Genomic DNA, 26,040 nt, shown 5'->3' with positions numbered 1-26,040 from the left:
CCGGGTCGTCTTTCTGTCGAGCGACGACGAGGACGCGACCGCTCCGGTGGCGGCCTTGGCCAAACAACTCGGGTTCGCACCCGTCCAGCTGGGAAAGCTCAGCGAGGGTGGCGCGCTGGTTCACGCACGCGGCCGCACGTGGGGCCATCTCATCTTCCAGGACCTGTTCAAGAAGGAGCAGTAATCGATCTACGACCGTGTGGTCGACGCCGAGAACTGGTCGCGCGCTAACTTCTTCGAGCAGCGCGCGACCGAATATTTGAAGGCCACAAAGTCGCGAAGGTTGGGGTGGGCCCGACGGGGTATGGGCGCCGTTCGAAGAGCGGGGAGACGCCCGACACAGCGGCAGATCTGCCGGTCGCCTAGAACCTATCGGCTGCTATCGATGGCCTAGGATTCGCTCGAGTGTCCTCTGCTATCCGATACTACTCCACCGCACTCCCTCCTCACTCCCACTCGATCGTGCCTGGCGGTTTGCTCGTCACGTCGTAGACGACGCGGTTAATGCCGCGCACCTCGTTGATGATGCGGGTGGCGGCGGCGCCCAGGAATGCCATGTCGTAGTGGTAGAAATCCGCAGTCATGCCATCTACCGAGGTGACGGCGCGCAGCGCGCAGACGAATTCGTAGGTGCGGCCGTCACCCATCACGCCGACGGTCTGCACCGGCAGCAGCACGGCGAAGGCCTGCCAGATGGCGTCGTAGAGGCCGGCCTTGCGGATCTCATCCAGATAGATGGCATCGGCCTCACGCAGGATCTCCAGCTTTTCGCGGGTGATGCCGCCCGGGCAGCGGATGGCGAGACCGGGGCCGGGGAACGGATGCCGGCCGATGAAGCTGTCGGGCAGGCCGAGCTCCTTGCCGAGCGCCCTCACCTCGTCCTTGAACAATTCGCGCAGCGGCTCGACCAGCTGCATGTTCATGCGCGCGGGTAGGCCTCCGACATTGTGGTGCGACTTGATCGTCACCGACGGTCCGCCGGTGAAAGAGACGCTTTCGATGACGTCGGGATAGAGCGTGCCTTGCGCCAGGAAATCGGCGCCGCCGAGCTTCTCGGCCTCCTCCTCGAACACTTCAATGAACAGCCGGCCGATGGTCTTGCGCTTGTTCTCCGGATCCGACTCGCCCTCGAGCGCGCCGATAAAACGGTCCGAAGCATCGACCAGGATCAGCGGCAGATTGTAGTGCTGGCGAAACATCTCCACCACGCCGGCCGCCTCGTCCTTGCGCATCAGCCCGTGGTCGACGAGGATGCAGGTCAGCTGATCGCCGACCGCCTCGTGGATCAGCAGGGCCGCGACCGAGGAATCGACGCCGCCCGAAAGCGCGCAGATCACCTTGCCCTTGCCGACCTGCTTGCGGATCGTCTCGACCGCGTGCTCACGGTAGGCCCGCATCGTCCAGTCGCCTTCGATGCCGGCGATGTTGTGGACGAAGTTTTGGAGCAGCCTGGCGCCGTCCGGCGTGTGCACCACTTCGGGGTGGAACATGAGGCCGTACATCTTGCGCTCGACATTGCCGAAGATGGCGAAGGGCGAGCCCTCCGATTTTCCGAGCACCTCGAATCCCTTCGGCAGGGAGATGACACGGTCGCCATGGCTCATCCACACCTGGTGGCGCTGGCCGGGCGCCCACAGGCCCTCGAACAACGGGCTGTCCTTGGCGATCTCGACGAAGGCGCGGCCGAACTCGCGATGGTCGGAGCTTTCGGCGACGCCGCCCATCTGCACGCACATCGCCATCTGGCCATAGCAGATGCCGAGCACCGGCACGCCGGCGTCGAAGACGATCTGTGGCGCGCGCGGACTGCCGATGTCGCTGGTCGAGGCCGGACCACCGGACAGGATCACCGCCTTTGGATTGATGCGCTTGAACGCCGCCTCAGCCGACTGGAAGGGCACGATCTCGGAAAAGACGCCGGCCTCGCGAATGCGGCGGGCAATCAGCTGAGTGAACTGGCTGCCGAAATCGACAATCAGGACGGTGTCGGGATGATTGGCTGTTTTCATGGCGAGCGTTTAAAGAAAGAAACGAGTCGGCGCAATGGGTTGCGGGGCGTCTCTCTCACTCCGAATCCGCATCTTCATGCGACAGGTCAAAACTGCAGCGTGTCAGACGCGATCGCCTGTTCCAGCAGTTGCACCGCCCCGGCCAGCTTCTCGTCGATGACATGCAGGTATTCCGTCCAGTCGCCGACGTGTCTCAGATCGGCCGCCCCGTCGGAAATGCCGCGCAGGCCGATAAGCGGCACGTCGAACAGCTGACAGGCGCGCAGGCAGGCGAAGGTCTCCATGTCGACCATATCAGCGGCGACCGCGTCGTAGGCGGCGCCGGAGACGATTGCCGCGCCGGTGGACAGCGTCGCCGGCCTGATGCCCGGTATCCTGAACGGTAGCGGCACACCGACAGGCAGGTCGAGAAACGGCGTGGCGCCCTTCTCGAAACCCAAGGGCGAAGCGTCCATGTCGCGGTAGGCGACCGAAACGGCCTGGTAGATTTCCGTCTGCTCCAGCATCCGGCTGCCCGCCGAACCGAGCGACACGACCAGATCCGGCAGCGCCTTCCCGGCGTGCAGCCGGGACAGTTCGGCGCTGAGCCCGACGCCGGCCTCGACCGGCCCGACGCCGGTCATCAGCGGCGTGAACAGCCGCTGCAAGTGTGGGCCGTATTCGGCTTCGGCCGCCATGACGAAGAGAACGGACTTGCCGGAAATCAGCGTGAGCTCACCAGGTGTGTTGCCGGCCATGATCGCCCATCCTCCCCTGCCCGTTCCTCAGCCCTCGATACCGTCGCGGCCGAGCACCGTCATCATCGTTCCGGTCATCGTGGCGATCAGCTTGGCCTCGCCGTCGGTGGCGAACGCATAGGCTTGTCCGTCTGCGACGATGATAGTGCGACCGGGCTTGGTCACCGAGCCACGGAACAGAAAGCGCTCGCCCCGGCCCGGCGCCAGCAGATTGACCTTGAACTCGATGGTCAGCACGCCGGAATTTTCCGGCATCAGCGAGAATGCCGCATAGCCGCAGGCCGAGTCGAGAGCCGTCGAAATGACGCCGGCATGGAGAAAGCCGTGCTGCTGCGTCAATGCCGTTGAATAGGGCATTTCGATCTCGATGATGCCGGGCGTCACCAACGTCAGCTCGGCGCCAATGGTCATCATCGCGTTCTGGCGCGCGAAGGACGTCCTGACGCGGTCTTCATAATCGGGAGCAGGAACGATCTTTGCTGCCATGGCCGTCGCCCTTCGTTTCTCGACAAATCTTATTGCAGAGGCATTTATCGCAGAGGGGTGGGCGGCAGGCAATCGCAAATGCTGCACTGCAGCAATTGGCTACACCTGCTGATAAGAGGCGAGATTGGCGACATCCGGCAACCGTTCAGCCGGCCCGCCGCAGCGCGCAGAAATAAAAGCCGTCGGTGCCGCTCAGCAACGGCGACAGCGAAATGCCGCCCGCAGCGCCAATACGCACTGCCGCCTCGTGGCCCTCAAAACGGCTGTCCCAAAGCTGGCGGTGATCGACCGGGACAAAGCCGGGATGGCGGTCCCGGAAGGCCGAAACCTGGTCGCCGTTTTCCTCGTCGAACACCGAACAGGTGATGTAGACCAGCAGACCGCCGGGTTTGACGAAGTCCCTGGCGGCATCGAGTATCATCTCCTGCTCGCCCTTGCGGGCGTCGAGCTGCCTCTGCGTCAGCCGCCATTTGGCATCCGGCCGGCGCCGCCAGGTGCCGCTACCGGTGCAAGGCGCATCGATCAGCACGATATCCATATGCTTGCCGAGCGGCGCGAGCTCGGCCGGCTTGGTGACGATCTGCACATTACGGTTTTCCGAGCGGCGGATGCGGTCGAAGATCGGTGCCAACCTTGCCTTTTCGGCGTCGTGGGCGAAGATCTGACCGCGATTGTCCATCGCCGCAGACAGCGCCAGCGTCTTGCCGCCGGCGCCGGCGCAAAAGTCGAGCACCTGCATGCCAGGCTCGGCGCCGGCCAGTTCGGCTGCAATCTGCGAACCTTCGTCCTGAACCTCGAACCAGCCTTTCTGGAAGGCCGGTTCGGCCTGCACGTTCGGGTGCCTGCCGTCGCCGTCGATCGGCGGGATGCGGATGCCGTGCGGCGCGATCCGCGCAGGCTTGGCGCCGGTCTCCGCCAATTCCGCCAGCACCTTGCCACGATCGGCCTTGAGCGTGTTGACCCTGAGGTCGAGCGGCGGGCGAGTGCCAAGCGCGGCACCCTCTTCCACCCAGGCCGTGCCGAACGCCCGCTCGAACAGCGGCATGCACCAGTCGGGGATGTCTGCCCTGACAGCCGGCGGCGCATCGGCAAGCCGGCGAGCTGCAAGCGTTGTCAGTTCGTCGGCGTTCAGCAGCGGCGGCGCGAACTTGTCGCCCTCGAGCGCCTCGTTCAGCGACTGCGCCGTCTGGCCCCACTCGAGCAGCAGCGCGCCGAAGCCGATGGCGCGCGGCGTGTCTTCGCCCAACAGCCAGCCGGCCGAGCGCTTGCGGCGCAGCGCGTCATAGACGATGTTGCCGATCGCGGCGCGGTCGCCGCCACCGGCGAAGCGGTGCGACAGGCCCCAGTCCTTCAGCGCATCGGCCACCGGCCGGTGGCGCCGGCCAATGTCGTCAAGCACTTCGATGGCTGCCGCCAGCCGCCCGCCCAGTCTCATTGTCGTATTCCATTACTCAGCAAAATAAAATCCGGCCCTGCTCTTAGAGCTTTTCGTGTCCTGATTGAAACAGTTCTGTTTCCCCGACGGCGAGACAATCCATGCAAGGCGGGTGACGAATGTGGGTTCGTGCATCGCGAGCCGCCGCCACCAAGCGGGCGTCGGCATGCGGAACCAAATAATTCGATCAATATATTACAAGCTTCTAATGTTCTTGTCTGGCGGGCGCAAGCACGCCGGCTGGTGCAACTGCTCTGCTTTGCAACTTTTGCGGTTGCGAATACTCTTTGCGCGGTGATTCGCGTCGCAGAAAAAGGCGGAGCCGCGGGTCGATACGAGGAGAGGGCAATGAAAACTTATCTGGCGGAAGTTCTAGGCACGTTTCTATTGGTGTTCATCGGCACGGCTTCGGTGGTGACGGGCGGCTTCGGCGGCGCGCTGCCGCTTGGCCAGGAAGGTATCGGTCTGGCATTCGGCATCGGCCTGATTGCGGCGGCCTATGCGATCGGCCCGATTTCCGGCGCGCACCTCAATCCGGCGGTGACGCTCGGTGTGTTCCTCGCCGGGCGGATGCCGGCCAGGGACGTCATTCCCTACTGGATCGCGCAGGTCATCGGCGCCATCATCGCATCGCTGGCACTGTGGATCATCGTCTCCGGACAGGTCGGCGGCCACACCGGCGGCTTCGGCGCCAATGGCTGGGACGTGACGAAATGGGGCGTCAGCTCGGCCTTCCTGTGGGAGCTGATCGGAACCTTCACCTTCGTCACGGTGATCCTCGGCGTCACCAACGCCAAGCACACCACGGCGTTCGCCGGCCTCGTAATCGGCCTGACGCTGGCCGGCCTGCATTTCGCCATCATCCCGGTGACCGGCACATCGCTCAACCCGGCCCGTTCGATCGGACCGGCGCTGTTTTCGGGAACTGCGGCGATCGGCCAGCTGTGGCTGTTCATCGTCGCGCCGCTGATCGGCGGCGCCATTGCCGGCGTGGTTGCCAAGGCCGGCATTTTCGAGAAGGACTGACTTTTCGGAGGCCCAACGAAAAGGCGCGGGTCGAGGCCCGCGCCTTTTTTGTTGCGTCGAGAACTTCGTGTGCTGGATCAGGCCGCGAGGTCAAAACGGTCGGCGTTCATCACCTTGGTCCAGGCCGCGGCGAAATCCCTGACGAACTTCTGCCCGGCGTCGGCCGAGCCGTAAACCTCGGCAAGTGCACGCAACTGCGCGTGCGAGCCGAAGATCAGGTCGGCGCGGGTGCCGGTCCACTTGACCGCCTTGGTCTTGCGGTCGCGCGCTTGGTAGACTTCATCGGAGCCGGCGGCCGGATCCCAGACCGTATTCATGCTGAGCAGGTTGACGAAGAAATCGTTGGTCAACGTGCCCGGCCTGTCGGTGAACACCCCGTGCTTCGACTGGCTGGTGTTGGCGCCGAGCACCCGCAAGCCGCCGACGAGCACAGTCATCTCCGGCGCCGTCAAGGTCAGCAGCTGCGCCCGGTCGACCAGCATCGCTTCGACCGACATCGGCGGCTTGCCCCTGACGTAGTTGCGGAAGCCATCGACTTTCGGCTCGAGCGCGGCGAAGGACTGGACATCGGTCTGTTCCTGCGAGGCGTCCATGCGGCCTGGCGTGAACGGCACCTTGACGTCATGGCCGCCGTCTTTCGCCGCCTTCTCGACCGCGGCGACGCCGCCGAGAACGATGAGGTCGGCAAGCGAGACTTTCTTGTCGCCGGACTGCCCGGCGTTAAACTCGCTCTGGATGCCTTCGAGCTTTTCGAGCACGTTGGCCAGCTGCGCCGGCTGGTTGACCTCCCAGTCCTTCTGCGGTGCCAGGCGGATGCGGGCGCCGTTGGCGCCGCCGCGCTTGTCGGAGCCGCGGAAAGTCGAGGCCGAGGCCCAGGCGGTCGAGACCAGCTCGGACAGGGACAGGCCGGAGGCCAGGATCTTCGCCTTCAGCGAGGCGATATCCTGTTCGCCGACCAGTTCGTGGTCGACTGCCGGTATCGGATCCTGCCAGATCAGCTCTTCCTTCGGCACGAGCGGGCCGAGATAGCGGACGACGGGACCCATGTCGCGATGGGTCAGCTTGAACCAGGCGCGGGCGAAGGCATCGGCGAACTGATCCGGATTCTGGTGGAACCGCCGCGAGATCTTCTCGTAGGCCGGGTCGACGCGTAGCGCGAGGTCGGTGGTCAGCATCGCCGGGGCGCGGCGCTTCGAGGCATCGTGCGCATCCGGCACGGTGCCTGCACCGGCGCCGCCCTTCGGTGTCCACTGATGGGCGCCGGCCGGGCTCTTGGTCAGTTCCCATTCGTAGTTGAACAGATTGTCGAAGAAGTTGTTGCTCCATTTGGTCGGCGTCGTGGTCCACGTCACCTCGAGGCCCGAGGTGATGGCATCGCCGGCAATGCCGGTGGCATGCTTGCTCGACCACCCGAGGCCCTGCGCTTCGATGCCTGCGCCTTCCGGCTCCGCCCCGACCAGCGACGCATCGCCGGCGCCGTGGGTCTTGCCGAAAGTGTGGCCGCCGGCGATCAGCGCCACGGTTTCCTCATCGTTCATGGCCATGCGGGCGAAGGTTTCGCGGATGTCGCGTGCCGAGGCCAATGGATCGGGCGTGCCGTTCGGCCCTTCCGGGTTGACGTAGATCAGCCCCATCTGCACGGCGCCGAGATGGCCCTGAAGTTCGCGGTCGCCGGAATAGCGCTCGTCGTCGAGCCACTTGGTTTCCGACCCCCAGTCGACGTCCTGCTCGGGCTCCCAGACATCGGCGCGGCCGCCGGCGAAGCCGAAGGTCTTGAAGCCCATCGATTCCAGCGCGACGTTGCCGGTGAGGATCAACAGGTCGGCCCAGGAGATCTTGCGGCCGTATTTCTGCTTGACCGGCCACAGCAGCCGGCGCGCCTTGTCGAGATTGGCGTTGTCCGGCCAGCTGTTGAGCGGCGCGAAACGCTGCTGGCCGGCGCCGGCGCCGCCACGGCCATCGCCGATGCGATAGGTGCCGGCGCTGTGCCAGGCCATGCGGATGAAGAGCGGGCCGTAATGGCCGAAATCGGCCGGCCACCAATCCTGCGAATCGGTCATCACCTGGTGCAGATCCCTGATCACCGCATCGAGATCGAGGCTCTTGAATTCCTTGGCGTAGTCGAAGTCCTCGTCCATCGGGTCCGAGAGGCTGGACTGCTGGTGGAGGACGGCAAGGTCAAGCTGGTTCGGCCACCAGTCACGATTGCTCCTCCTGGCCGGTCCATGTGGGACCGGGCATTTGCCGGCGCTGTTGTCGTCGGTTTTCGCGTCCATCTTTGCCTCCGATTTTGTTGATTTTCCGGGATTTTGTTGATTTTCCGGGCAGGGCCAGCAGCCGCGCCATTCTGGAATGGTTCCAGACTAGCCTGCCCAGCCGATAAAGACAAATTGCCTTTGCTGTTTATTCTGATAGGTTTTCCTTATGATTGGCTTGACCGTCCGGCAGATGCATTATTTCGAAGCGCTGGCGCAAACGCTGCATTTCGGCCGTGCGGCAAAACTCGCCGGCGTCAGCCAGCCGGCGCTTTCTTCGCAGATCGCCGAGATGGAGCTGCGGCTCAATTGCCGGTTGTTCGAGCGCGGCGGCAAGGCGGTGCGGATGACCGACGAGGCGCAGGCCCTACTGCCGCGCATCGAGCGCATTCTTGCCGACGTCCGCGACGTCGAGGCGACGGCCCGGCGCGGCCGCCCGGCGCTAGAGGGCCGCTTCCGGCTCGGCATCATCCCGACGGTGGCGCCCTATCTCTTGCCGCATGTGCTGCCGAAGCTGAAACGGCATTTCCCGGCATTGCAACTCGAATTGCGCGAGGCGGTGACCGCTTCGCTGGTCGAGGACACGGCTTCGGGAAAGCTCGACGCCTTCGTCGCGGCACTACCCCTCGATTACCCAGGCCTGGTCACCGAGGCGCTGTTCTCCGACCGGTTCTTCCTGGCCGTCCCGGCCGGCGACCCCGCCTTCGCCTCGCCGCCGGTGCCGCCGGAAAGCCCGGCACTGGAGCGGCTGATGCTGCTGGAGGAAGGCCATTGCCTGCGCGAACAGGCGCTCGCCGTCTGCGGCAGCGTGCGGCCGGTGGCAATGGCAAGCTATGGCGCGACCAGCCTGACGACGCTCTTACAGATGGTGGCGCACGGGCTCGGCGTGACGCTCATCCCGGAAATGGCGGCGGGACCGGCCAGCACTATCCCCGATCTGAAGATCGTGCCGTTCCAGGAACCAATGCCGCAACGCACGATCTGCCTCGCCTGGCGGCGCAACAAGGTCCGCCACGACGAATGCGTCGAACTGGCCAAGATCATCCGCGGGCTGGATGCGGCGGTGCTTGCGGCTTGAGCGGCGGGGGGTGTCGGTCAATGGTCTGGTTTAGGCCGAAGCGGACCGCAAGCCCCTTCTAAAGGAACGACTTCAACCTTTTTAGTCTGGTGTTGACTCGAAGTCGACCTTCGCAGACCTGAATGGCTGCTTTGCGCCGCATCACAGCCGTTGGGTAGGGAAGATGGTCATCCCGAAAGCCGAAAGTTCCGTTTGTTCGAATGATGACAACTAAGGAAATAGGAAACAGCCTTTGCGCGCAATTCCGTGCTTTGGCGTTGCCGAGGGTGCTTCACTAGCATTGATCTTTTTGGTGCGGCATCCGCGGCGTGCAGTAAGTGGAGAATACAATAGCGGTGAGGGCCGCGATCGGTGAGGTTCAGTGATGAATCATGCGCAGAGTACCAGGTCAAAATGTCTCCGCTGTGACTTCACCTTTATTAAACCACGGCCCTTGATTTTACTTCACGGGATACGCGGCAGGGGGTGCAACGCCATACCATCCCTCATTCCGTTATGCCTCGTTCTGGCGTTGGCATCTCCGGCAAATGGTCAGTTGGCGCCCGAAGCGTCAGCGGTTGCCACAGCTAACGACAGCTCGTCGGTCGTGGTTTCCGAACACACCAAGGTCGGCAAAGAACCGGGCAAGCCACAACCGAGCGCGCTGGGATCCCGTATATCCAGAGAGCTGGTGCTCAGCGAAGCGCAGGCACTCAAAACACGGGCACTCAAGGAGGGCGCGCAAACGCCGCTCGGCGAGCATGAGGAGGCTTTACGCCGCGAATTGGCCGCAGCACGAGCGGAGCTGGACGCTATGCAGCGCGGCGCACGTGAGCTAAGCGCCCAGGCACACGTACTGGCAGACACGGTGGCTCAGCAAGCACACGCCCTAAATGAGCAGCAGCGAACAGACGAAGCGCTCGCGCTCGATCTGGAGGCGGCGCAGCGCGTTATCGAAAGCTACAGGGCCGAAGCCAGTCTCTGGAACAGCGAGAAGGCTGCCGCGCCTGGAGCGCACCCCTCTATGGAAGCCTCCCAGCTTGCTGCGAAGCGAGCGCTTGATGACGAGCGGCACAAGGTTGAGCTCTTGGAACAAGAACTTACCACGGCTCGCCAAACTATCGATGCTCTTAAGAAAGGCGCAAATCTTGCAGCCGTCGAGCAGGCCAACGCCATAAGGGACCGACAGGTGGCCGAGGCCGCTCTAAAGCAGGCTCGAGAAACACTCGAACGGGGACGCGAACGAGCAGATTCAGCTGTACGTGACCTCGATATTGTTCGCCGGGAACGCGATGCTTTAAAGCAGAACTCGGTAGAATTGAGTGCCGCGCTGGACCAAGAGCGTGAAAGGGCTATCGGTCTAGCCCGTAGCCTCAGTGCCGCGCGTGAGGCAATTGATATTGTCAAGGGTAAGCGTCGCACTGCGGCTGTGGAGCGCGCGCCGAAAGCACGTACCCCCGCGAGTGCACTTGCAAGCAGGTTATCGCATTCGGGCGCCCAACCAGCCCGTAAACCGGGCTTGCCGAAAAAACAGAAAGTGAAGGTCCAAAAGTCGCCGCAAACTGCTCTGCTGGCAACCATACCTCTTCCCGCAGCATTGCTTCCAACACGGCCATCCAAAAGCGGCGAGCCGCGCCAGTGAAGACTAGGGGGCGAAATGTGAGCCGCAGGGGAGATGACAATGAACAAATATGTCGCAGCCGCGTTGACGATCGGGATCACAATTGGGCCTGCCTCGGCTCTTGAAGCAGGTGTGGGCGGTAGGGCCGGCGGTGTCGGGGTCGGTGCTGGAGTGAGCGCCGGTTCGCAAGGCGTATCTGTCGGGGCGGGCACGAGCGTCGACGGCGTAGGCGGAGCAAATGTTGGAGCTTCGGTCGGTGCAGATGACGGATCAGTCGACGCAGGCGTTGGTGCCAGCGGCAACGTTGGTGACACAAGCACAAGTGCCAGTGTGGGCGACGATCCGTCCGCCGAAAACGAGGCGGCTACCGCACCCGACAGTTCGACTGCAGTGACGGCCCCTTCCCCTGCCAAGACCGCCAGGCAATCCATCGTCCTGCCACCCGTCCTCAGGCCTTCCAAAGCCGGTGGGAGTGACTCCACCAAGGGGTATCCCTTTGGATCTCTGGGACCACTGACAGCGAGACCCGGTACGCCGGTTGCGGTCGTGCAAGCCTGCCGCGCGGCGATCATGGCCGCTGCGACGCCGCTTGGCGCCGTCCGTGTCCACGCGGTAAGCGCAGGCGCATTGCGTCAACTTCGGGGTGCACGCACGGCGCCGATCGAGGTGCGAATAGACTACGCAAGAAAGGGTGGCATCGAAGTCCGACAGGCGCAAGTCAGTTGTCGCCTCGATGCGTCGGGCAGGGTCACTGCGATAACATAGCACCAAGCCTGATTGCCAGAGCTGCCGCACGCCGACAGCGGCACGATCCTCTTCGCCATCTACAAGGCGGCCTTCTTCGTCGGTGGCGCCGTAGGTGTTGGTCAAAGGTTCGGTTTGAGCCACGAAGCCAACCCGCAAGCCCCTTCGAAAAGAACGGCTTCAGTCCCTGTCCCAGGCTGCGAGCAACGGGCCTTTGCTTCCATAGACAGGGTCCTTGCGCGGCCGGCCAACCTTGGGGATCGTTACGACCGCCTTGGCATGGTAGGCGGCAGTCGTGCACAGGTCATAGGTGCCGGATTGAGGATAGGCGCCGACGACCAGAAAATCGTCGGATGCGGAAAGACGCTGGTGCCCGGTGCCGGCCGGAAGCACCGCGACGTCGCCGGCCTTCAGCGACAGCGTTCGTCCCATCTTGCCGCCAAAGCGAACCTTGGCCGTGCCGCGCGCGACGCCCAGCACCTCATGTATGCGCGAATGGTAGTGAACGTAGTTGTAGATGCCGTTGCGCCAGCTATCGCCCCAGCCATTGGCTTCAAAAAGCGCCTCCATGACAGCCGCCGGATCGAAGTCTTCGGGCAGCGTCACGGCGCCGCGATAGACGACCAGCGGCCAGAACGGATGGTTGGGCACCAGCCCGTCATCCCTGAACCGAAATGCATTCGCTTTGCGCGGCCTCAGGAGGTCGGCGACCTCTCGCCTGTCTGGCCTGGCGATGCCGGTGACCTGCTCGACGGCCTTCTTCGTGGTTTGCAGAATGCTCATGGGGTGGCCCTTGGGTGGTTTGGAGCTCCATGCCGGTTAATCGGCTGCGTGGCGGTTGGTTCCGCTAGGGTTAGAGTTCCGCGATCTGCACCATGGCGGCTCCGCAACAAGGTCCGGCAAATCCTGAATGGCTGCTTTGCGCCGCATTTTTGCCGTTCAGACCACCATTGCAGCTTCCCGAAAGCTGACGGTCTGCTAAGCCGGCACTAAGGCCTCGAATGGGGTGGTAGCGGTTACTCCGCCGGTCAGCCCGCTGCCCAACGATAATAGTCGCGTTGATGTCAATGCGAGCATCCCAAATATCATGCAAGTACTCCTAGGCTATCCGCCCGGGTGGTCGTTGCCACCGTGCGCGGCGATGAACATGGCGACGGCCGACCGGCAATAGGATTCGATTTCGTTGTCGTCCTCTGCTCTCGCCTCATCGAAGCGTGCGATAATCAGGAGATCGGATCCTTTGATAAGCGCGGCAAACAAGCGGGCGGACCGGAGAGGGTCGGTCACGTTCAGAACCGCCTTCGCGTGCAACTGACGCAACAGGGCCTCGATTTGGGCGATGACATGGGCGGGGCCGGCTTCGTAATGGAGCTTGCTTAACGACTTTTGATTCGTCTTGTCGGCCATGATCATGGCTTCGACACTGCGGACGTCCGGGTTCAACAGCGTGCGAAGCAGGGATGATCCCACCGCCATGAGCTGATCTTCGGCCGAACCGTCGACGCCTTCAAAAAGGGCCTGTGGTGCAAACTGATGGCAGCGGGCCGCGATGGCCGCGCTGAACAGCGCCTCCTTGTTCTCGAAGTGCCGATAGATGCTGAGCTTGGATATCTTCGCTCGCTGGGCGACCTTGTCCAATGTCGTCGCATGAAAACCCAATTCCTCAAAGAGTTCGCACGCGGCGTCGACGATCGTTTGGCCAAGCGCCTCATTGGCGGGCCGGCCGCGCCGGCCCTGGCTGTTTTCGGTCACGACAATTCCAGTCCTTGACAGTATCATAATTCTTGAATTACGATACCACGCAGTGTCAAAAATGTGCAAGCCAGGCCCAAGCCAACCCCTCATCCACATACGGAGCCCATCACCATGGATGACGTCATCATCATCGGCGGCAGCTTTGCCGGTCTCGCCGCCGCCCTGCAGCTCGGCCGTGCCCGCCGCAAGGTCACCGTTCTCGATACCGGCCTGCCGCGCAACCGCTTCGCCGGCCACTCGCATGGTCTGCTCGGCCACGATCACAAGCCACCGCTGGACATCCTGGCCGAAGCGCGGCAGCAGCTGGCGCGCTATCCCACGATCAGGCTGGTCAATGCCCGGGCCGACAGGGTCTCCGGCGCCATCGACGATTTCTCTGTCCTCACTGGCGCTGGCGAAAGCCTTGGGGCGCTGCGACTGATCCTGAGCTATGGCGTTGCCGACCAGATGCCTGATGTTCCGGGCTTTGCCGAAGGCTGGGGCACGTCCATCGTACCCTGCCCCTATTGCGATGGCTTTGAAGTCGCCGGCCAGCATTGGGGCCTCGTCTGGTCCGGCCCGCCGTCGCACAATTATGTCAGGCTGTACCACGACTGGACCGACACGTTGACGGTCTTCGCCGATGGTCACGACATTGCACCCGATATCCGGGCCGATCTGGCGCGCCGCAACATACCTGTCGTTGATGGCCGGATCACCGAAATCGCCCGCCACAGGGGCCACAATGCCACCGTCAAGCTCGATACCGCCCCCGATGTCGCAGTCGATATCTTGTTCGCGCATCCGCGCAACAAGCCGTCCGCAAGCCTGCATGAATCACTGGGACTCGCCACGGTCAATACGCCCCTCGGCATCGCCCTGAAGGCCGACGAGCGCCGCGAAACCAGCATACCCGGCATGTACGCCGCCGGCGATCTTGCAAACCCAGCCATGGCTTCGGTCACCACAGCAATATCGCAGGGCGCGACGGCGGGTATCTCAGCCCAGCAGTCGATGCTTGTTTGAGAGCACAGATTGGAGATGAGCATGGCCGTCGAACCGGACAGCGCGGGTGTGCGCTTCCCTCCGCCCTTCGTCTATCTAGGAGCGCTGCTGTTGGGGCTGGCGGCGGAGCGGTTCGTCACCCTGCGCTCTTTCGGCATCGACTGGCGGATAGGGGCAATCCATGGCTGGAAGTTTTAGCGGCGTTGCGGTCCGGCCAACTATTCGTGGATTGGCCGTTTCTGCTCACTAGGCCGTCGTGCTGACGGCCAAGTGCCACCGACGACAAGCCGGGCATCAAAGCCCGTGTGGAGCGATCAGGAAGACCTGCGCTCCGCTGCTCAGGACAGCGCGAATGTGACAGTCGTTGACCAATCGCCCCTCGAAGGAACCGAAACCGCCGTCGTCCGTTGTCTCCGACTGATTTCTTGCTGATTTCGTCGGCAAGCTCCCCCAGGACAGAAGTGTTTGCGACGCGAGGTAAATAGCCTCCACCGTTTTTTGCGCTCTGTTGCTTTGGGACGCATGGAATTTTTGAAGCTGAAAAGGAGATAAAGTATGGCTGACGGCCCAACCGTTATTAATTCAGGCGGAAGTGGGGGTGGCACCACAGCTATCGCGATTGTCGTGGCAATCCTCGCAGTAATCGTACTGCTGTTTGCTACAGGCACCATTCACATTCCTGGTAAGGGTGGAAGCAACGTCAATGTGAAAATCGACGCGCCTGCCGCACCGGCTCCAGCTGCACCGGCGCCTGCCGCACCGGCTCCGGCTGCACCGGCGCCTGCCGCACCGGCTCCGGCTGCACCGGCGCCTGCCGCACCGGCTCCGGCTGCACCGGCTCCGGCGCCTGCAGCACCCGCGCCTGCAGCGCCCGCACCGGCCAACGGCGGCTGATTTAATCGCCGTTTTAATAGTGCTTCAGCGAAGCGCGGGCCGATCGGTGTAGCGTCAACAGTCTGAAGGGAACGAACCCGTGCCAAAATTCGTGACAATCGGGTATGGAGACCGTGAGGGGTACGACCGCACCCCAGTGGCCGTTCGAGATGCAGCTCACGCACACGACGCGAAGCTGCAGAAAAACGGCGTCCTGATGGGGATCGCGGGAGCTCCCGTGCAAATCCGCAACCCCGACGCTGCTCAAGTCGAAACGGCAAATGGTCCGTTTATGACGTCGTCGTTGCCGGTGGCTGGCTTTGCCATAATCGAAGCCGGCGATTTGGCTGAAGCCATAGAGATGGTGTCACGGACTCCCTGCGCCGTTGCACACGGTGTCGTTGAGGTCTGGCCGCTAGAGCAACCGTCGTAGAGGACGCACCGCAACGACGGCCTCGAATGTGTGCGGAGTTGTACACCCTCGAACACCTTGTCGGGGGCTTAGTTGTTGCCTAATTGTGGGCCACGGGCCGAGTGAACCGGAACCGCCATGACCATGTGCGGGCAGAGACCCAGGCCTCGAGGTTGATTGGTCATGATACCGCTCGGCAAGCCAATTGAGCGGATCCTTGGGATCGGCGCCCTCCTGCTATTGTCGATTGGTTGCGCCATTGTGCTCTGGCCCTTCCTGTCGGCCTTGTTGTGGGCGGCGGTCATCTGCTACTCTACATGGCCAATCTACACGTGGTTCGAGCGGACCCTGGGCGGCCACAGAGGGCTGGCGGCCGCCCTTATGACATTGTCGGTTGCCCTTGTTCTGGTCGCACCGTTCGCCATCATGGTGGCGACACTGGCGGACAGTATAAGCAGCCTAATCACCGCGGCGACCCGCGTCCTCGATCAAGGCCCGCCGGCGCCACCGCATTGGGTTGCAGGGCTCCCGGTGGTTGGCGAGAGCCTCGCTGCCTATTGGGAAAGGTTGGCCAACAACGCACCCGCCTTCATGATTGAGCTCAAGAAGCTGATCGGCCCCGCCACCGACATCGCCGTCGCCAGCGGGGCTGTGCTCGGCGTTGGTCTTCTCGAACTCGGTCTAAGTGTATTCATCGCGTTCTTCTTCTACCGCCACGGCCGGCAGATGGCAGCGTACGTGCGCGAGAGCGCCGAACGAATCGCCGGGCCGCGCGCTCGGCGCCTGCTCACGGTCGTGGGCGTGACCGTGCAGGGCGTCGTTTACGGCTTGATCGGCACGGCGCTCATCCAAGCGCTGTTGGCCGGCATTGGTTTCTGGATCGCCGGTGTGCCTCAGGCGCTATTGCTCGGCTTCTTTACTTTTGTCATGTCGTTCGTACCGGCGGGCCCCCCGCTTGTGTGGGGCTCGGTGGCGCTGTGGCTATTTGCCCAGGGAGCCGTCTGGTGGGGTATCTTCGTCGCGGCTTGGGGCTTGCTCCTCGTCAGCAGCATTGACAATGTCCTCAGGCCCTATCTCCTCACGAAGTCCAACAGCCTGCCCGTGGTGCTCGGACTCTTTGGATTCCTCGGCGGCATTCTCGCCTTCGGCTTCATCGGCGTGTTCCTAGGCCCAACCCTGCTGGCGGTCGGCTACAGCCTCTTCCTCGAGTGGCACGCGGCCGAGGTCAAGGACCGCAGGCACTCCAAGTCGGAGCCACCGGATGCCGCTTGAGTGATATAGGCCCGAGCCCAGTTCGAGCTCCTGTGGAAAATCGGGAACTGCTCTGTGTCGAGCTATGTGCGGCTCGCCTCCATCATGATGAGGAGCGGCCATCCCAATGGGGAGTGCTGAACGGCTCGAATTGACCCCAAGTCAGTCCTTGCGAGAGCCGACGTCATCTTGTTGTAGGGACCAACCGACCATCCTCCGGGCACTTCCGGCAGTGGGGGATCTGAGACGATGTCGGGCAAACACAGCCCCTCCACATGGTCGGCAATCAGCGAGAGAGAAGGCGCGTAAGGATGGCGGTCAGTTCCTCGAAGCTGAACGGCTTGCGAAGAACCGGGGTGTCGGCGGGGTCTACCCTCATGCCATGGCCGTTGTTGCCAGTGCAGTAGACGAACGGCACGCCCCGCGCGGCGAGTGCGTCGGCCACCTTCAGGCTGTCATCGCCGTTCAGGTTCATGTCCAGCATCACCACGTCGTAAACAGGCTCTTCGATCAAGGCGAGGGCTTTATCGATCGTGGCGGCGGCGGTCACGGACTCGCACCCGAGGTCGGCCAGCATGTCTTCGATCATCAAGAGGATCAGCATTTCGTCCTCTACGACAAGGACGCTGCGGCCCGACAGCAAATCACCCATTGCGCGGTGCCGGTGCGGGAATATCCATGGTGCAGACCAGTCCTTCTGTTCGGTATTGGAGATCCACCGCGCCCTCCAGTTCGTAAGCCAAGCCGCGCTCGATCACGCGCGAGCCGAATCCTCTGCGCAATGGCGGCGTCACAGGCGGGCCATCCTTCTCCCGCCAATGCAGGACCAATCTGGGGCCATCCGCTCTGGGTTCGATCTTCCACTCGATATCGACGGATCCCGTTGCGTTGGAAAACGCGCCGTATTTAACGGCATTGGTCGCAAGTTCGTTGAACGCGATTCCCAACGCCAGGGCGGCTTTGGGCGGAAAGCGGATATTCTCGCCCTTGATCGTGACGCGTTCCGCACGGCCGTCCGCGATCCCGAACGGCTCGAGGGCGTCGTTGAGCACGTCCGACAGCCCTGCGCTTTCCCAGTTTTCCCGGGTCAGCAGATCGTGCGAGCGGGAAAGCGCGAACAGCCGGGTCTCGATGGCTTCCCGGATCACCTTGGGATCAGAATTTGTCCGCGATGCCTGCCAGACGATCGACTGCACCGTTGCAAGCGTGTTCTTCACGCGGTGGTTCAACTCGTCGATGAGCATTTTGGATTCGATCTGCTCCTCCTTGTGTCTTGTGAGATCGACGAAGGAGGCGAAATACTGGACGATCTTTTCGTCCTCGTCGCGGACAGGGCTGATGAAGAGGACGGCCCAGAAAGCGCTGCCATCCTTGCGGCGGTATTGGATTTCCGCGCCTCCCTCCGAATGCCCCTTGAACTCGCTCTCGATCTTCGCCAGCGCCGCGGCATCTGCACCGCGCTCCACTAGAAAATTGAAGTTCTGGCCGAGCACCTCGTCCCTAGCATATCCGGTCAGAGCGAGAAAGGCGTCATTGGCGAAGATGATCGGGTGGCCGGGTGCCTTCGCGTCCGTGAACACCATGGCCATCCGTGTTTCTTCGGCGGCGACCACAAACGGGCCGAGTTCGTGCCGGAAGCTCTCGACATCGGCTTCGGCAGCCTTCTGCCCTTCGGACTTGTCGGCTATTTTCGGCATACTTGAATGTGATCCGGGTATCGGGCCATTGCGCCGACGGCATTGGAAGGTCGGCGGAAGCAAACACCTTCGCACGCGCGGACTGTCAGCACAAACCGTATGGCGGAGTGTCGCTGATCCCGCACGGATGTGCGCAGGCATAGGTAGATGACACCGCGCGGGCGGGCGGCGGCAGTCAGCGCCACTACGGTTTTCATTATTGCCCGAAACGAACGACCGCTCTCCACGCCTTTCGCGTCGTTGCCGCCATGCAGCGGCAATGACCGGATCGGGGACATCAGCACCACTTTCCGCGAAGGTCGGCTTTCGTGCAGCAAATGGGTATCGAAGGGCAGCTTAAGGTCACGCATCCAGACCACCCTTTGAGCGCTGCGTACGTCCGCTTCCGCACCTCGACGGCCTAAAGCTGACAGTCCGCAGTCGGCCCTATTGAGACGTTCAAGCAGTTTTCCTAACCTATCCGCCTCTGACCGCCCACCTCCCCCCACCCTCACGGCACAAATATCAAAAACACATACGTGCAAAACACCACCAGATGCACCAGCCCGGTCAGGAACGTCGTCCTCTCGGTGCTAAAGCTCACATTGCAGATGAAGAGCGCCAGGACCAAAAGCACCACGTCGGTCGCCGGCAGGCCCAGGGTCAGCCCTCTTCCGGTCAGCAGGCTGGCGGCGGCGATGCCTGGTATTGTCAGGCCGATCGTGGCGCAGGCCGAACCCATGGCGACGTTCAGGCCGCGCTGCAGCTCGTTGTTGAGTGCGGCGCGAACCGCCGAGATGGCTTCCGGCATCAAGACCAGCCCGGCGATCATTGCGCCGACAATGGCGTCGGCCTGGGGCACCTGATAGGCGACGAGCGCGTCTTCGACGCTGGCGGCGACCTGCTCGGCCAGCATGACGATGCCGATCAGCCCGATCAGCAGGAGCAGAGCACCAGCGGCAATGCTTTCGTGGGCGTCGGCTGGCACTGCGGCGCCATGTGCTTGTCCGTCGATGAAATCGTCGCGGTGGCGGACAGTCTGCGCGAACAGAAAACCCGCATAGAGCAGCACTGAAAGCACGCTGACGAAGCCGAGTTGGGCGGCCGAGAAGGTGCCGGGATCGGTGGTTCGCGTGTAGGTCGGCAGAATGAGCGTCGTGACGCTCAGTGCGACCAGCACCGCCAGATAGGCGCTGGTCCCTTGGCGGACGATTGCCTGCTTGCGATGACGCCAGCCGCCAAATGTCAGACACATGCCGACAACGCCGGTCGACGTGATCATCACCGTCGAGAAGACGGATTCGCGTGCAAGCGTCGGGTTGTTGGCTCCGTGCAGCATGATGGAAACGATGATCGACACTTCGATTGCCGTCACGGCGATGGTCAGCACCAACGTGCCGTACGGCTCGCCTACCCGCCGGGCCACCGCCTCGGCGTGGTCGAGCACGACGAAAATGGTGGTGAACATGATCGCGCTCGAAAGCGCGCCGATAAATATCCTGGTGCCAAGCGACCCTTCGTCCACCGACACCCCGCTGGCCCTGACCGCGACAGCCATCGCCAGGGCGGCCAACGGCATGCCGTAGGAAACCGCCGATCTTGCGAAACCACTCATTCCAAGCCCCTTCCGCAAGCCGTGTTGCAGGTCCCTTCTGGGCAAGCCCCTTCTGCGAACCCTGCGAAAGCTGAAGCGCGCGCTCAAGCCGTCTTCTGCGTCACCAATCCCAGTTCATCGATCATCGCCTGGCGCATCAGGTATTTCTGCGGCTTGCCGGTCACCGTCATCGGCAATTCGGTGCGGAAGCGGATGTAGCGCGGGATCTTGAAGTGGGCGATCTGGCCGGCGCAGAAGGCCTTGATGTCCTGCTCCGTGGCGATCTGGCCCGGCTTGAGCACGATCCAGGCGCACAGCTCCTCGCCGTATTTCGGGTCGGGAATGCCGAACACCTGCACCTCCTTGACCTTGGGGTGGCGATAGAGGAATTCCTCGACCTCGCGCGGATAGACGTTCTCGCCGCCGCGGATGACCATGTCCTTGACCCGGCCGACGATGTTGCAATAGCCCTCGGCATCGATTGTGGCGAGGTCGCCCGTGTGCATCCAGCCGTCGGCGTCGACCGCCTCGCGGGTCTTCTGCTCGTCGTCCCAATAGCCCTTCATCACGGAATAGCCGCGCGTGCAGAGCTCGCCCGGCGCGCCGACCGCGACGGTGGCGCCTTCGGCGTCGATGGCCTTGACCTCGACATGCGGATGGACCCGGCCGACGGTCGAGACACGCTTTTCCAGGGGGTCGTCGACGCTGCTCTGGAACGACACTGGGCTGGTCTCGGTCATGCCGTAGGCGATGGTCACCTCGGCCATGTGCATCAGCGACACCACCTTCTTCATCACCTCGATCGGGCATGGCGAGCCGGCCATGATGCCGGTGCGCAGGCTGGTGAGATCGAAGGAGGCGAACTCCGGATGGTCGAGCAGACCGACGAACATGGTCGGCACGCCGTAAAGCGCGGTGCAGCGTTCCGTTGCCACCGCCTTCAGCGTGGCGCCGGCATCGAACCCCTCGCTCGGGAAAACCATGGTCGCGCCCTTGGTGACGCAGCCAATCGTGCCCATCGACATGCCGAAGCAGTGATAGAGCGGCACCGGGATGCACAGCAGGTCGTCGACCGTAAGCCTGATCGCCGCGGTGACGAAATTGCCGTTGTTGACGATGTTGTTGTGGGTCAGCGTCGCGCCCTTGGGCGCGCCGGTCGTGCCGCTGGTGAACTGGATATTGATGGCGTCGTCCGGCTTCAGCCCGTCGGAGATGCGGTCCAGCTTGTCATGCTCGTCGCGCCCGGCCATTGCCAGCACGTCGGCGAAGTTGAACATGCCCGGCGAACTCTCCTCGTCCATGCGGATGACGATCTTCAGCGCCGGCAGTCTGCTGGCTTCGAGCTTGCCGGGCGCTGCCTTGGCGATCTCCGGCGCCAGCGTCTCGATCATGCCGAGATAGTCGGAGCTCTTGAATTTGGCGGCGGTGACGAGCGCTCGGCAGCCGACCTTGTTCAAGGCATATTCCAGCTCGACCAGCCGATAGGCCGGGTTGATGTTGACCAGGATCAGGCCGATGCGGGCGGTGGCGAATTGCGTCACCAGCCATTCCCAGCGGTTCGGCGACCAGATGCCGACGCGGTCGCCTTTCTCGAGGCCGAGCACCAGGAAGCCGGCGGCGAGCGCATCGACGGTGTCCGACAGTTCCTCCCAGGTAAAGCGCTTGTCGTGCTCGACGAAGACGGCGGCATCGAGCGTGCCGTATTTGCCGACCGTATCGGCAAACAGCGCCGGGATGGTCAGGTTGAGCAACGGCACGCTGCGGTCACCGGAGACATGCGCCGTGCCGTCAACCGGCGCAATGAACGAACCGCCATCGCGCTTGCCGCGCAGGTTGGTGGCATTCTTCAGCTCGTCGAGATTGATCGGCATCGCCGTGTCCTCCGCAGACAGAACGAGCCTATCAGCCCGGCGGGGTGGTGGAAATCCCGTCGATGGTAGGGCTGGGGTTGGAACTCGCCCTGTCAGGGCCGAAAACAAAAAACCCGCCTCGACGGGCGGGTCTTCGGGGCCAATTGGCACCATAGGGAGATTAGTAGCATAGCTGCCGGCACAAAGCAAGAACAAAATTGCTGTGCTTTAGGGAAATCGCTTCGGCTTGGCGTCAGCGGCTTGACCGCTGGATCCAGCGTTGGTGTTGGCGAAAGCCGAGGCGATATCCGATCTCCCCCCTTGCGGGGGAGATGCCCGGCAGGGCAGAGGGGGGTGCGAAGGATCGCAAAGTTCGACTTCAGCCATTCCCCAACCAGGAACGGATGAGGCTCCGATTGGCTGACAGGTCGGCGGGACAGCACCCCCCTCTGGCCTGCCGGCCATCTCCCCCGCAAGGGGGGAGATTGGCAGCTTGGCCGACGGCGCCTGCTCCGCAATCGTCAACCCGAGTTCACCAACGCCATCCTGGCCGCGATGTCACGCAACACCGCCTCGTCGGCCGGAGCGCGCATCTTCCTCGACGCGACGAGACAGGCCTGCGACCGCAGGATGAGCCCGTCGGCGAGCACCTTCAGATGGTTGGCGCGCAAGGTCGCGCCTGACGTGGTGATGTCGACGACGATGTCGGCCAATCCGGCCGCCGGCGCGCCTTCGGTGGCGCCGAGGCTTTCGACGATGCGGTAGACCTGGATGCCGTGCTTTTGCGAAAAGAACTGCTGGGTCAGGCGCCAGTATTTGGTGGCGATCCTGAGCCGCCGGCCGTGGCGCTGGCGGAAATCGGCGGCGACGTCGTCGAGGTCGGCCATGGTGTCGACGTCGAGCCAGATGTCGGGCACGGCGACGACGACATCGGCATTGCCGAAACCGAGACGGGCAATGATTTCGGCGCGCGACTCGCAATCGGCGAGGTTTTCGCGCAGCAGATCCTCGCCGGTGATGCCGAGATCGACCGAGCCCTGGCCGATTTCGCCGGCGATTTCGGAGGCCGACAGGAACGCTATCTCGACGCCGTCCAGGCCATCGATGCGGGCGCGGTATTTGCGCTCGTCACCCGGCAGGCTGACGGCAAGCCCGGCCTTGGCCAGCACCTGCAGCGCCTGCTCCTTGAGCCGGCCCTTCGACGGCAGCGCCAGCGTGATCATGGCGCCGTCTCCCGCAGCGCTTCGATGCGGTCCAGCCAGACGGAAAAACCGACGCCGGGGATCGGCGTCTTGGCGCCGAGCAGCGTCAGCAGCCGGTCGTAGCGGCCGCCGCCGGCCAGTGGCCGGTCGCCATCCTGCGCCGCGATCTCGAAGACCAGGCCAGTGTAATAATCGAGCGGCCGGCCGAAGGCGGCATCGTAGCTGATTTCAGACATCGGCAGACCGAGGCTTTCGATTGCCGCGGCGCGGGCGGCAAAATTCTCCAGCGCAGTTCCCAGCGAAAGCCCGGCATCGGCGGCAAAACTTGCGAGCGCCCCGGCGGCGCTATCTAGCGGCACGTCGATCGCCAGGAAACCCTTCAAAGCCGCAAATGCCTCGTTCGACAGCCGGACGCTGCGCAGTTCGGCTTTCTCGATCAGCCGCCGCGCAATCTCGGACGGCGAACGCCCGGCCGTTGCCGACAGGCCGGCCTCTTCCATGCCGCCGGCGATATGCGCCGAAAGAGCCTCCAGATCGCCGTCGAGGACAAGCGCTGCCACCGCGCCGGCGATCTGGCTGTTGCGCGGCGGATTGGCGAGGTCGGCAAGCGCCGCTTCCAGCATTGGCGCCGAGCCGAAGGCGCGGGCCAGCCGCATGCGCCAGCCGCGCGGCAGGCCAAGCGCTGCCAGCACCGCCTCGAAAATGGTCTGGTCGCCAAGCGTCACCGCCAGCTCCCGGCCGGGCAGCACCAGCGAAAGCAGCGCATGCGCATCGGCCAGCGAACGCGCGTCGGCGGCGGCCGTGTCGCGGTCGCCGAGGTCCTCGATGCCGGCCTGGAAGAATTCGTTGCCGCCCTCGCGGCGCTGGCGAAACACCTCGCCGAGATAGGAATAGCGGCGCGGCGTGCCGGCCTGGCTGGCAATGTGGTCGAGGCAGACCGGAATGGTGAATTCCGGCCGCAGGCAAAGCGTCTGCCCGGTCTCGCTTTCGGTGAGAAAAATGCGGCGCCGCAAATCCTCGCCGGCCATGTCGAGGAACGGATCGGCCGGCTGCAGCACCGCGACCTCGACCGCATGGGTGTTGCGCGCGGCGAAGAGCTTGGTGATGTCGGATGCGATGGCGAGGCGCGAGGTCATGGCAGGCGCCCTTCCCTTCTCCCCTTGTGGGAGAAGGTGGATTGGCGCGGAGCGCCAAGACGGATGAGGGGTGCCGGAAGAAATGAGGCGTCGGCGTTCCCTGGAACACCCCTCATCCGTCCGAGCTTCGCTCGGCCACCTTCTCCCACAAGGGGAGAAGGGAGCGGCGCCCTACTTGCCACGCGCCCGCTCCTCGGCCTGCGCCGCCAGTATCTTCTTCACCTCGGCGACCAGATCGCCTTCCGCCACGGTCACCTGCGCCGGCCGTGCGGCGCGCCATTCGGCGTTGTCGGCGATCTCCGCCGACATCTTCGCGCCTTCGATCAGGTCCTTGATCTGCAGCTCGCCCTTGGCGCGCTCGTCGCCGCCCTGGATGACGGCGACCGGGCTGCCGCGGCGGTCGGCATACTTCAGCTGCGCCTTCATGCCGGCGCCGCCGAGATACATTTCGGAGCGGATGCCGGCGGCACGCAGCTCGGCCACCATCTTCTGGTAGCGGCCGAGGCTTTCCGTATCCTTGTCCATGGTCAGCACGACGACCGGTGCGATCACGTCAGACGTGTCGAGCTTGCCGAGGTTCTTCAGCGCCGTCATCAGGCGGGAGACGCCGATCGAAAAGCCGGTTGCCGGCACCGGCTCGCCACGGAAACGCGAGATCAGCCCGTCATAGCGGCCACCGCCACCGACCGAACCGAAGCGGACGATCTGGCCGTCCTCATTGGGGATCTCGGCCAGCAGCTCGGCCTCGTAGACCGGGCCGGTGTAATATTCGAGGCCGCGGACGACGGAGGGGTCGATGCGGATACGGTCTTCACCGTAGCCGCTTTGTGCGACCATGGTTCTTATCTGTTCCAGCTCTGCAAGGCCCTCGACAAACGACGCATTCGTTATGCCCAGATGTTCGAGTTTCCTTTCCTCGACAAGATTGCTGAGTCCGGGGTTGATGGATCCCAGTGTCTGGACAATTTTTTCGGGATCGTGCTGCGCCATGACTGTGAAATAGCTGATCACAACGTCGATTTGCGCATTATCCAGCCCGGCACCTTTGGTGAAATCACCGCTCTCGTCCTTGCGCCCTGCACCCAAAAGCAGGCGCACGCCCTCGACGCCCAACTTGTCCAGCTTGTCGATCGCGCGCAGCACCTGCAGGCGGCGGCCAGCGTTCTCCTCGCCGCCGAGGCCGATCGCCTCGAGCACGCCGTCGAGCACCTTGCGGTTGTTGACGCGGATGACGTAGTCGCCGCGCTTGATCCCCAGCGCTTCCATCACGTCGGCCATCATCATAGCCATCTCGGCGTCGGCGGCGACGCCCGGCGTGCCGACTGTGTCGGCATCGAACTGCATGAACTGGCGAAAACGGCCGGGACCGGGCTTCTCGTTGCGGAACACCCAGCCGGAGCGATAGCTGCGATAGGGCTTCGGCAGGCGTTCGAAATTTTCGGCGACAAAGCGCGCCATCGGCGCGGTCAGGTCGTAGCGCAGCGACAGCCACTGGTCGTCGTCGTCCTGGAACGAGAACACGCCCTCGTTCGGTCGGTCCTGGTCGGGCAAAAATTTGCCGAGCGCATCGGTGTATTCGATCAGCGGCTGGTCGACCGGCTCGAAACCGTAAAGCTCAAAGACCGAGCGGATCGTCGCCATCATCTTCTCGACGGCGCGCAGATCGTCGGCGCCGCGGTCGACAAAGCCGCGCGGCAGCCGCGCTTTCATCTTTTCGGATTTGTCGGCCATGGGATGGGTACTCGGTGTTTCGTGGCGCTCCGGGGATCGGTTAAAATAACCGATTTCCACGGCGCGGGTGTCCTAACCGATGCAGCCGGGAGCGGCAAGGGTTTGCGCTTCTTCCTTCTCTCCTTGTGGACCTGTTGCGCAGTCATGAGCAAAAGCTTGCGGCGGCGGGGTTGCGGCGGTTGTTCGCTTGTTTGCGGGGGATTTGA

The 26,040-nt window shown here is 63.4% G+C and carries 22 protein-coding genes and 2 pseudogenes; 8 read left to right on the top strand and 16 right to left on the bottom strand.

The features are described from left to right. Window positions 1–184: pseudogene (locus NKH01_RS33510) on the top strand (NADP oxidoreductase coenzyme); the annotation flags it as partial. A 262-nt stretch (window positions 185–446) separates the two neighbouring features. Here the strand turns inward: NKH01_RS33510 and guaA are convergent. The 4 genes from guaA to NKH01_RS33490 form a co-directional block, all read right to left on the bottom strand. Continuing rightward, window positions 447–2,009, bottom strand: a complete 1,563-nt coding sequence (gene guaA / locus NKH01_RS33505) for a glutamine-hydrolyzing GMP synthase (RefSeq protein WP_353024567.1) — start codon at window positions 2,007–2,009, stop codon at window positions 447–449. Window positions 2,010–2,095: 86 nt separating this feature from the next. Further along, entirely contained in the window at window positions 2,096–2,746 is a 651-nt protein-coding gene (locus NKH01_RS33500) for a 5'-methylthioadenosine/S-adenosylhomocysteine nucleosidase (RefSeq protein WP_353024566.1), read from the bottom strand. A gap of 27 nt (window positions 2,747–2,773) precedes the next feature. After that, on the bottom strand, window positions 2,774–3,232 hold the full coding sequence (locus NKH01_RS33495) for a PaaI family thioesterase (RefSeq protein ID WP_352669706.1): 459 nt from the start codon (window positions 3,230–3,232) through the stop codon (window positions 2,774–2,776). A 145-nt stretch (window positions 3,233–3,377) separates the two neighbouring features. Continuing rightward, window positions 3,378–4,667, bottom strand: coding sequence for an RsmB/NOP family class I SAM-dependent RNA methyltransferase (locus tag NKH01_RS33490; RefSeq protein WP_352817657.1), 1,290 nt, complete (start codon window positions 4,665–4,667; stop codon window positions 3,378–3,380). Window positions 4,668–5,015: 348 nt separating this feature from the next. On the opposite strand from NKH01_RS33490, the gene NKH01_RS33485 reads away from it, so the two are divergent. Then, window positions 5,016–5,693, top strand: coding sequence for an MIP/aquaporin family protein (locus NKH01_RS33485; protein WP_023677138.1), 678 nt, complete (start codon window positions 5,016–5,018; stop codon window positions 5,691–5,693). 77 nt (window positions 5,694–5,770) lie between these two features. On the opposite strand, the gene katG is transcribed toward NKH01_RS33485, so the two are convergent. Then, on the bottom strand, window positions 5,771–7,969 hold the full coding sequence (gene katG / locus NKH01_RS33480) for a catalase/peroxidase HPI (RefSeq protein WP_353024564.1): 2,199 nt from the start codon (window positions 7,967–7,969) through the stop codon (window positions 5,771–5,773). Between the two features lie 148 nt (window positions 7,970–8,117). Between katG and NKH01_RS33475 the strand changes: the two genes are divergently transcribed. Both NKH01_RS33475 and NKH01_RS33470 read left to right on the top strand, forming a co-directional pair. Next, complete coding sequence (locus tag NKH01_RS33475) at window positions 8,118–9,026, top strand: hydrogen peroxide-inducible genes activator (RefSeq protein WP_352856267.1); 909 nt, start codon at window positions 8,118–8,120, stop codon at window positions 9,024–9,026. Between the two features lie 364 nt (window positions 9,027–9,390). Continuing rightward, window positions 9,391–10,647, top strand: coding sequence for a coiled-coil domain-containing protein (locus tag NKH01_RS33470; protein ID WP_353024563.1), 1,257 nt, complete (start codon window positions 9,391–9,393; stop codon window positions 10,645–10,647). Window positions 10,648–11,550: 903 nt separating this feature from the next. Here NKH01_RS33470 and NKH01_RS33465 read toward each other — a convergent pair. Then, window positions 11,551–12,153, bottom strand: a complete 603-nt coding sequence (locus NKH01_RS33465) for a cupin domain-containing protein (RefSeq protein ID WP_023716487.1) — start codon at window positions 12,151–12,153, stop codon at window positions 11,551–11,553. Window positions 12,154–12,474: 321 nt separating this feature from the next. After that, on the bottom strand, window positions 12,475–13,122 hold the full coding sequence (locus NKH01_RS33460) for a TetR/AcrR family transcriptional regulator (RefSeq protein WP_023716486.1): 648 nt from the start codon (window positions 13,120–13,122) through the stop codon (window positions 12,475–12,477). A 114-nt stretch (window positions 13,123–13,236) separates the two neighbouring features. On the opposite strand from NKH01_RS33460, the gene NKH01_RS33455 reads away from it, so the two are divergent. Continuing rightward, window positions 13,237–14,130: an NAD(P)/FAD-dependent oxidoreductase gene (locus tag NKH01_RS33455; RefSeq protein WP_023716485.1), complete on the top strand. Its 894-nt coding sequence runs from the start codon at window positions 13,237–13,239 to the stop codon at window positions 14,128–14,130. 21 nt (window positions 14,131–14,151) lie between these two features. Further along, window positions 14,152–14,280, top strand: a pseudogene (locus NKH01_RS33450) (isoprenylcysteine carboxylmethyltransferase family protein); the annotation flags it as partial. A 529-nt stretch (window positions 14,281–14,809) separates the two neighbouring features. On the opposite strand, the gene NKH01_RS33445 reads toward NKH01_RS33450, so the two are convergent. Then, window positions 14,810–14,965, bottom strand: coding sequence for a hypothetical protein (locus NKH01_RS33445; RefSeq protein WP_353024562.1), 156 nt, complete (start codon window positions 14,963–14,965; stop codon window positions 14,810–14,812). Between the two features lie 117 nt (window positions 14,966–15,082). On the opposite strand from NKH01_RS33445, the gene NKH01_RS33440 reads away from it, so the two are divergent. Beyond that, the gene (locus NKH01_RS33440) at window positions 15,083–15,415 is read left to right on the top strand and encodes a YciI family protein (protein WP_353024560.1); all 333 of its coding nucleotides are present in this window, start codon (window positions 15,083–15,085) and stop codon (window positions 15,413–15,415) included. 162 nt (window positions 15,416–15,577) lie between these two features. Next, window positions 15,578–16,666: an AI-2E family transporter gene (locus NKH01_RS33435; RefSeq protein ID WP_353024559.1), complete on the top strand. Its 1,089-nt coding sequence runs from the start codon at window positions 15,578–15,580 to the stop codon at window positions 16,664–16,666. 265 nt (window positions 16,667–16,931) lie between these two features. On the opposite strand, the gene NKH01_RS33430 is transcribed toward NKH01_RS33435, so the two are convergent. The 8 genes from NKH01_RS33430 to hisS all read right to left on the bottom strand — a co-directional run bounded on the left by NKH01_RS33430 (window position 16,932) and on the right by hisS (window position 25,834). Beyond that, complete coding sequence (locus NKH01_RS33430) at window positions 16,932–17,297, bottom strand: response regulator (protein WP_353024557.1); 366 nt, start codon at window positions 17,295–17,297, stop codon at window positions 16,932–16,934. Beyond that, window positions 17,290–18,342 (bottom strand): HWE histidine kinase domain-containing protein, encoded by a 1,053-nt coding sequence (locus NKH01_RS33425; RefSeq protein WP_353024556.1) that lies wholly within the window; start codon window positions 18,340–18,342, stop codon window positions 17,290–17,292. The genes NKH01_RS33430 and NKH01_RS33425 overlap by 8 nt, the downstream gene beginning before the upstream one ends. Next, the gene (locus NKH01_RS33420) at window positions 18,330–18,692 is read right to left on the bottom strand and encodes a hypothetical protein (protein WP_353024555.1); all 363 of its coding nucleotides are present in this window, start codon (window positions 18,690–18,692) and stop codon (window positions 18,330–18,332) included. The genes NKH01_RS33425 and NKH01_RS33420 overlap by 13 nt, the downstream gene beginning before the upstream one ends. A 140-nt stretch (window positions 18,693–18,832) precedes the next feature. Then, window positions 18,833–19,936, bottom strand: a complete 1,104-nt coding sequence (locus tag NKH01_RS33415) for a calcium:cation antiporter (protein WP_353024553.1) — start codon at window positions 19,934–19,936, stop codon at window positions 18,833–18,835. Window positions 19,937–20,019: 83 nt separating this feature from the next. Continuing rightward, on the bottom strand, window positions 20,020–21,786 hold the full coding sequence (locus NKH01_RS33410; RefSeq protein WP_353024552.1) for an AMP-binding protein: 1,767 nt from the start codon (window positions 21,784–21,786) through the stop codon (window positions 20,020–20,022). A 500-nt stretch (window positions 21,787–22,286) separates the two neighbouring features. Further along, window positions 22,287–22,988 carry an ATP phosphoribosyltransferase gene (gene hisG / locus NKH01_RS33405; protein ID WP_353024551.1) on the bottom strand — a complete coding sequence of 234 codons (702 nt, stop codon included), beginning with the start codon at window positions 22,986–22,988 and terminating at the stop codon, window positions 22,287–22,289. Continuing rightward, a complete protein-coding gene (locus NKH01_RS33400) occupies window positions 22,985–24,103 on the bottom strand; it encodes an ATP phosphoribosyltransferase regulatory subunit (RefSeq protein WP_353024550.1) in 1,119 nt (372 codons plus the stop codon). The genes hisG and NKH01_RS33400 overlap by 4 nt, the downstream gene beginning before the upstream one ends. 171 nt (window positions 24,104–24,274) lie before the next feature. Continuing rightward, on the bottom strand, window positions 24,275–25,834 hold the full coding sequence (gene hisS / locus NKH01_RS33395; protein WP_353024549.1) for a histidine--tRNA ligase: 1,560 nt from the start codon (window positions 25,832–25,834) through the stop codon (window positions 24,275–24,277). Window positions 25,835–26,040 lie beyond the last annotated feature (206 nt).

This window comes from Mesorhizobium sp. M1403 (assembly GCF_040317695.1).
Classification (GTDB): Bacteria; Pseudomonadota; Alphaproteobacteria; order Rhizobiales; family Rhizobiaceae; genus Mesorhizobium.
The sequence above is the reverse complement of the archived record's forward strand: the minus strand, read 5'-3'. Positions and strand labels throughout refer to the sequence as shown.